Below are 6,298 nucleotides of genomic sequence, written 5' to 3'. Positions count from 1 at the left end.
TAGGGGGTTGATCGACCTCCTAGTGGCCGTTCAGGAGTTCTTTGTGGCTGCGAACATGCGTCGAAGGGTGAAAAAGCAACCCAAGGCGCCGAAGAGCAGCGCCATGAAGAAGTCGCCCATGTAACTCTTGACGAAATTCGGGTTGTTCGCCAGGTTGTAGTTCATCAGGTCCCACGGCTCGGAGCTGGTGATCAAAGACAAGGGCTGGCTATTGATGTACTTGGCGGCGTCCAGCCAGACTCCAGCGACGAAAGACAAAATCGCAGTGGCAGCTGTGATGGCTGCTATCACCCACACGCCTTTTCTGCTCAGCCCGCCGGCTCCCATGACATAGAACCGGGCCGCCATCGCCGCAGCGGCAAAGGTGACGAGCGAGGACATCCAGCCAAAATTCCAGATGACGAGCCACAGAACGACGCCGATCGGGAGGGTCGGGAGGGCGAACAGGGTGCCCCGGCCGACGTTTTCGCTGCTTCGAATCGGGCGGGCGGGGGGCCATGCCGGTGCCGGAGATTGGTTGGCTTCCGGATGCCAAGAGGGAATGTGGGGGCCCGGGGCATCCGGAGCGCTCATTCCGAACTCAGGCTTGGGACGCTGCGATGCGCCGTATTCGTTGCTGCCGGGCTGCGTGTTTTCCGGCAGGTTGGTGCTTTCGGTCATGTTTCCCCCAATGTGGACCGCGGCGATCGTATGGGTCATCCTTGCGCGCGACAGAGGAAATTCGCCAGCAATTGCGGCGAATAAATGCGTCGGCGATTCGACGCCGTGGGGAGAGCCTGGGGCTCGTGGACTAGCCGGCTTCGAGGATCTTCTTGAGGTTCTCCAGGTCCTTGCGCATGGCGGTGCGCATCATTGGCGCCATGAGGATGCCCGCAAGCGCGGAGAACCCGGAGGGTTCACCTGTGTTGCGGAGGGTCATGCGGGTGGCGCCATTCTCATCGGACCAGGTGTAAGTGGTGCGCATCGGGAAAGGACCTTGGCTTGTGCGCATGGTGAGTTTCTCGCCGGGGACAAGCTCGGTGAATTCGTAGACATAGTCCAGATTTCGGCCCAGGAACCTTGCGGTGAAGGCAACCCGGGATCCGACCGCGAGGGGCTTCGGCGTCTGCCACTGTGCAGATCGTATGTTCACATACCAGACCGGCGCGTTGTCCGGGTTGGAAGCATAACTTGCCACGATCTCGCGGGGCCGCTGGATCAGTATTTCGGTCTGGACGTCCACCATGTCCCTAACTACTGCAGAACGCGCCTAGCGGGCGGTAACCCCCATTGAAGGAAGTCATGGCAGATGCTCAGATTCTTCGGGGCGCTGCTGGGCCTCTTCACTCTGGGGTTCAATCTCCACGTAGTAGATCGCGCCTGCACCCGGGGCGTGAAGGCGGTGGGTCGCATGACGTATCGGCCGGTAGTCGTGTCCGAAGGGGTCCCGCACTGCTATTCGTTCAAGGTGGTCCATCCGCGCGAGGAGGCCATCGACCTCCCTGAGCGTCGCGCAGTGGGTCTCTTCTCCCGCTACATCCAATACCCAGGGCGAACCGGTGGCGCCGCTGGCAAGTTCCAGGCTCAAGGTTTCAAATATTCCAGCCAGAAGGGCATCGAGCGTTGTGGGGTAGAGGCGGAGCAAACGATGCGCTTGCGGTTCGCGGCGGCGGTCGCTGATCCAGGTTTGGCGGAGCCACGTGAATTCGACCCGACCGAACGAGGACCCAAGAGTCAGCTTCCGGCCTTCCTCCAAGGTCAAGTGGAAGTTGTTCCCCGCCCGGTCGAGGATGCTGGCCGCTTCCTCAACGTACTCAAGGTCTTCCAGCATGGCGGTCTTGGACGGGTAGTACGTGAAATCGCCGAGCTCATCGACAACGACGTAGTCTTCCGGAGCCGCGCCGGCAAGCTCGGAAGCGTGTGCCGCTCCTTGGTTGAGGGGACTGCGTTTCATGGTGGATTCAGCTCCTACCGAGGTTGGCCCAAAGCCCGAATAGGCCGTGCGTCCTTTCTTCATCAGACCACCAAACCGAGCGGCCGTCGTCGGTCCTTAATGGTTTCCTTACGCGGACCGGAACAGATTTAGCGCCAAGGCTCCCGTTTGTAACAGTCGACCTCAGTGTGCCCAGAATTACGCAACAGCAGCATGTTGTTATTACAGTAAGGATTGCCTTGCCTATCTCGTTGCCGTTCCTCCCGACTCGTCGGGCTGCTGTGCACGAAGGGTAGGGCAACCCCCAGCCATTCCGGTCCCAGCCGGAACCCTTGAAAGGCCCCCCATGAAATTCGGCATCAAACCCGCTACGGCCCTTGCCGCCGCCACGGCCACGCTGCTGGCACTTTCTGCGTGTAGCGGCGCACCAAGCGGTACTGCGAGCGGTGGTTCCACGGCCGGCGCGTCCGGTGACGGCATCGTCGTATACAACGCGCAGCATGAAAACCTCACCGGCGCATGGGTGGACGCCTTCACCAAGGAGACGGGAATCAAGGTTACGCTCCGTAATGGTGACGACCTTGAAATGAGCAACCAGCTCAGTGAGGAAGGCAAGAACTCTCCGGCGGACGTCTTCCTCACGGAAAACTCCCCGGCGATGGTCCGCATCGCGAGTGCCGGGTTGCTCGCCCCCGTCGATCAGGCAACCCTTAGCCAAGTCCCTACGCAGTACCGGCCCTCCACCGGCGACTGGACGGGCATCGCGGCCCGCTCCACCGTGTTGGCCTACAACAAGACCAAGCTCAGTGCAGACAAGCTTCCCAAGTCCTTGATGGACCTTGCGGACCCGTCATGGAAGGGACGCATCGGTGCGTCCACGGGTGGAGCCGATTTCCAGGCTATTGTCAGCGCGATGCTTGCGCTCAAGGGAGAAGACGCCACCCAGAAATGGCTGGAGGCGGCTAAAACCAACTTCAAGTCCTACAAGGACGACACCCCGGTGCTCGCGGCTGTGAACGCAGGCGAGGTCGACGCAGGAGTTTTGTACCATTACTACTCCTTCGTGGACCAGGCCCAGACCGGAGAAAACAGCAAGAATGTTGATCTCCACTACTTCAAGAACCAGGACCCGGGTGCGTTCGTCAGCGTCTCGGGCGGCGCTGTCCTGGCGTCCAGCAAGAAGCAGGCGCAAGCTCAGCAGTTCCTGAAGTTCATCACGGGCAAAGCGGGTCAGCAGGTCCTCCAGAACGGTGTCTCCTTTGAATACACCGTTGGCTCCGACGTACCGGCGAACTCCAAGCTTGTGCCCCTCAAGGACCTTCAGGCACCTTCGGTGGACCCCGCCAAGCTCAACAGCGAAAAGGTTACCGAGTTGATGACCAAGGTCGGGCTTCTCTAGGCCCCAGGGCCGCCTTGCTGCTGCGGACCGCCCCCTGTCCCGTCGAAGACAGGGGCTGCGGTCCGTCAGTGCCCAGCCGACCTTAAAGCCCCCGTTGCTATAAGGAATCTGGCCATTCATCCACGACCCCTGCCCGGAAAACAGGAATCTCACCAGGTCCGTCGTGTCCTCGGCCGTGCCGAGTCGACCCGCTGGAGTCGCGTCAATGCCCGAACGCCGCGTAGCGTCGTCCATCCACCCGGTGTCGATCGGGCCCGGGTTCACCACGTTCGCCCGCACGCCCCGGCCTGCCAGCTCGACGGCGGACGCTGTGACGATCCGGTCGAGGGCCCCCTTGCTCGCGCCATACGGCAGGTTGTGAACAGTGTGGTCGCTCGTCAAGGCGACAATCCGGCCGCTTCGAACCGGCGCCGGAACAACCCCACCTGGTGTTCTCCTTCATGGCCGCCGACGCTAATCGCCAACCACTCTGCCGTCCCAGTTTCAAGATCCCGCCCTGCAGAGGAACAAGAAATCCTCAAGATTCGGGCCCCAGGGAACACCGAGACCCCCGAAGATCCTTGCGCCCCCGAACCCCGCCACGTAGCTTTGAGGAAGCGGACGTATGCGTCCGGGGGCATCGGGTTTGAAGCCGGTGGCCAGTCAGATTCAGAGAAGGAACATGGCCGTGGCAACAGGTATTGTCAAGTGGTTCAACGCCGAAAAGGGTTTCGGCTTCATTGCCCCCGACGACGGTTCGGCGGACGTTTTTGCCCACTACTCAGCGATCGCCTCAAGCGGGTACAGATCACTGGACGAGAATCAGCGGGTCCAGTTCGACGTCGTCCAAGGCCCGAAAGGCCCCCAGGCGGAGAACATCCAGCCTCTTTAAGAGGGCACCACTGACGAATCAGGCTAGTTCGGCAAGCAGCCGGCCCCACTTGGGTGCCAGTAAGGGCGCTCCGGCAAGCTTGAGGCAGTGCCATAGCGTCACCGCCACGGAATCAAGCACCGGCACTCCGGTGGTTTCCTCCACTTCCGCGGTGATGTTGGCGCCGTAAAGGTTCGTGCACAAATAAATGAGCGCGTCCGGGTTCGAGGCGGCAAGTTCCAAGGACCCGGGCAGCATCTCCGCGTCCGTGACCCGGGCGAAGGATTCGTTGTTGCTGAGGTCCAGGTGGCGGTGGTCAACCGTCCTGATTCCTTCGCGCCCATATGACTCAATGACGGCATGGTTCACGTCCCCTGTATAGGGCGTGAACATGCTGATCCTTTCCGTGCCGAACGCCTTGAAGGCCTCCAGGTAGGCCAACGTAGAGGTCGTGGCCGGGATCCCGGTGGCCTCCGTGATTTCCTGGACCAGCGCTTCGTCATGGGCGGAACCGAGCCAGGAGCCTGAGGTTCCGTTCCATGCGATGACGTCTACATCCGCCGTCGCGAGCAATGCGGCGGCCTCCCTCATGACGGCCGAATCGAATTGTTTGTCCGAGGAATCATCCAGTGCAATGCGTGTGACCGGAATGCGCGTGAAGTGGATGGTGACGTCCTCGCGGTCACCCAGGATCCGGTAGCTCTGCGGTTCAAGGCACGTGTTGGATGACGGCACGATCATGCCGATGCGGGTGGGGCGGTGTTCGGAAGGCATGGTTCTCCTAAGCAGAAACGGTGGCGGGAACGGACGGCGATTTTCGAACGGACAGGGCGTCGTGGTGGGCGGCGAAGCCGTTGCGGGCGACGAAACGGCCCACCGGTCCGGGATCGTGGAAACCGCCGTCGTCGACCACGACGCGTCCGGCGGAGACGACGACGGCGGGCCAGCCGTTCAGCGTCTTCCCTTCAAAAGGCGAGAAGTCAGTACCCATGTGGAGCGCGCCGCCGTCGACCTCGCGTTCTTCGGCGGGATCGAAGATGACCAGATCGGCGTCGAACCCTGCCGCGATGGTGCCCTTGCCGGGCACGGCGTTGATCCGCGCGGGACCGGCCGAGAAGACCTCGACGAAGTCCTCCACTGTGCTGTTGGGCGCCATTGCGGTGAATGTGACGGGCATTCGGGTTTCGACGCCGGGCAGCCCGTGCGGCATGAAGCGGACGTCGTCGGTGCGCTCCCGCTTTTGCGAGAGGTCGTAGCAGGAGTGGTCCGAGGAGACGGTGTGGATCGCTCCGTCCGCGAGCCGTTCCTTCAGCGCGGCGACGGTTTCAGCGCTGCGCATCGGCGGGCAGCAGGCATACCATTCGGGGAATTTTGAGCCGTAGACGGTGTCATCCAGCGTCAGGTAGTGCGGACACGTCTCGGAGTAGGCCACCTGGCCGCGCCCGCGGGCCTCGGTGACCAGATCCACCGCGCGGGGGTCGACTGGTGCACGAAGTAGACCGGCGCACCGGTGTACTCGGCCATGGCGAGGGTCTCTTTGACAGAGATTTCCTCGGCGAGCTCGGGCCGTGTGGAATGCAGGTGATCGATGCCGATCCGGCCGTCCGCAGCGTGCTGTTCGGTGCAGTCGGCGATGATGGGATCGTGTTCGGCATGGATGTACGTGAGTCCGTCCAGGCGCACCATTTCGCGCATGACTTTCAGGATGGTGTCGCCGTCGGCCATGGTGGAGCCGCGGTTGGTGGTGTACATCTTCACCGAACGGACGCCCTCGGCGGCGAGTTGCTCCAGCTGCCAGGGCACGGTCTCGTCCCAACTGACCACGGAGCCGTGCAGCGCGACGTCGCAGCGGGATTCGGCGGCCAAGCGCTTCTTGTTCAGGACGGCGTCCAGCGGGGATTCCTGGGCGTCACGCGGAATACCAAAGTCGATGATGGTTGTGGTGCCGCCCCACAGGGCTGCGGTGGAGGTGGTGCGGTAGTCATCCAGGGTGCGGAAGCGGCCGGTCACTTGGGCCACGTGGCAATGGCCGTCCACACCGCCCGGGATGACCAACTTGCCCGAAGCGTCGATGATACGCGCGGCCGCGGGGACCGGTTCTGCGGCGTCGATGAGCTGGATGATGCGGCCGCCGTCG

8 protein-coding genes and 1 pseudogene are annotated in these 6,298 nt (G+C 62.4%); 2 read left to right on the top strand and 7 right to left on the bottom strand.

Features of this window, described 5'->3' with window-relative positions; genetic code table 11:
• Positions 1-30: 30 nt before the first annotated feature.
• The 3 genes from AHiyo1_RS12585 to AHiyo1_RS12575 all read right to left on the bottom strand — a co-directional run bounded on the left by AHiyo1_RS12585 (position 31) and on the right by AHiyo1_RS12575 (position 1,933).
• The gene (locus tag AHiyo1_RS12585) at positions 31-660 is read right to left on the bottom strand and encodes a hypothetical protein (protein WP_148667555.1); all 630 of its coding nucleotides are present in this window, start codon (positions 658-660) and stop codon (positions 31-33) included.
• A 130-nt stretch (positions 661-790) separates the two neighbouring features.
• On the bottom strand, positions 791-1,225 hold the full coding sequence (locus AHiyo1_RS12580) for an SRPBCC family protein (protein WP_059388794.1): 435 nt from the start codon (positions 1,223-1,225) through the stop codon (positions 791-793).
• Positions 1,226-1,279: 54 nt separating this feature from the next.
• Positions 1,280-1,933: a hypothetical protein gene (locus tag AHiyo1_RS12575; protein ID WP_113990654.1), complete on the bottom strand. Its 654-nt coding sequence runs from the start codon at positions 1,931-1,933 to the stop codon at positions 1,280-1,282.
• A 325-nt stretch (positions 1,934-2,258) separates the two neighbouring features.
• Here AHiyo1_RS12575 and AHiyo1_RS12570 point away from each other — a divergent pair, with 325 nt between their 5' ends.
• Positions 2,259-3,311 carry an iron ABC transporter substrate-binding protein gene (locus AHiyo1_RS12570; protein WP_059388792.1) on the top strand — a complete coding sequence of 351 codons (1,053 nt, stop codon included), beginning with the start codon at positions 2,259-2,261 and terminating at the stop codon, positions 3,309-3,311.
• A gap of 81 nt (positions 3,312-3,392) precedes the next feature.
• Here AHiyo1_RS12570 and AHiyo1_RS12565 read toward each other — a convergent pair.
• Positions 3,393-3,710: pseudogene (locus tag AHiyo1_RS12565) on the bottom strand (SDR family oxidoreductase); the annotation flags it as partial.
• A 268-nt stretch (positions 3,711-3,978) separates the two neighbouring features.
• Here AHiyo1_RS12565 and AHiyo1_RS12560 point away from each other — a divergent pair.
• Positions 3,979-4,182 (top strand): cold-shock protein, encoded by a 204-nt coding sequence (locus AHiyo1_RS12560; protein ID WP_035743560.1) that lies wholly within the window; start codon positions 3,979-3,981, stop codon positions 4,180-4,182.
• Positions 4,183-4,200: 18 nt separating this feature from the next.
• Here the strand turns inward: AHiyo1_RS12560 and AHiyo1_RS12555 are convergent, their stop codons facing one another.
• The 3 genes from AHiyo1_RS12555 to AHiyo1_RS26725 form a co-directional block, all read right to left on the bottom strand.
• Positions 4,201-4,935, bottom strand: coding sequence for a maleate cis-trans isomerase family protein (locus AHiyo1_RS12555; protein ID WP_059388791.1), 735 nt, complete (start codon positions 4,933-4,935; stop codon positions 4,201-4,203).
• Between the two features lie 7 nt (positions 4,936-4,942).
• Positions 4,943-5,593, bottom strand: a complete 651-nt coding sequence (locus AHiyo1_RS26730) for an amidohydrolase family protein (protein ID WP_253257311.1) — start codon at positions 5,591-5,593, stop codon at positions 4,943-4,945.
• A partial coding sequence (locus tag AHiyo1_RS26725; RefSeq protein ID WP_253257310.1) for an amidohydrolase family protein occupies positions 5,560-6,298 on the bottom strand: 739 nt, incomplete at its 5' end. The genes AHiyo1_RS26725 and AHiyo1_RS26730, both read right to left, overlap by 34 nt.

Source organism: Arthrobacter sp. Hiyo1, assembly GCF_001263615.2.
Taxonomy (GTDB): Bacteria; Actinomycetota; Actinomycetes; order Actinomycetales; family Micrococcaceae; genus Arthrobacter.
This window is presented reverse-complemented; position numbering and strand designations above follow the sequence as displayed.

Excerpts from the sequence above, each read along its gene's own strand:
- AHiyo1_RS12585 (WP_148667555.1), bottom strand. The coding sequence starts at position 660 with ATGACCGAAAGCACCAACCTGCCGGAAAACACGCAGCCCGGCAGCAAC.
- AHiyo1_RS12580 (WP_059388794.1), bottom strand. The coding sequence starts at position 1,225 with ATGGTGGACGTCCAGACCGAAATACTGATCCAGCGGCCCCGCGAGATC.
- AHiyo1_RS12575 (WP_113990654.1), bottom strand. The coding sequence starts at position 1,933 with ATGAAACGCAGTCCCCTCAACCAAGGAGCGGCACACGCTTCCGAGCTT.
- AHiyo1_RS12570 (WP_059388792.1), top strand. The coding sequence starts at position 2,259 with ATGAAATTCGGCATCAAACCCGCTACGGCCCTTGCCGCCGCCACGGCC.
- AHiyo1_RS12555 (WP_059388791.1), bottom strand. The coding sequence starts at position 4,935 with ATGCCTTCCGAACACCGCCCCACCCGCATCGGCATGATCGTGCCGTCA.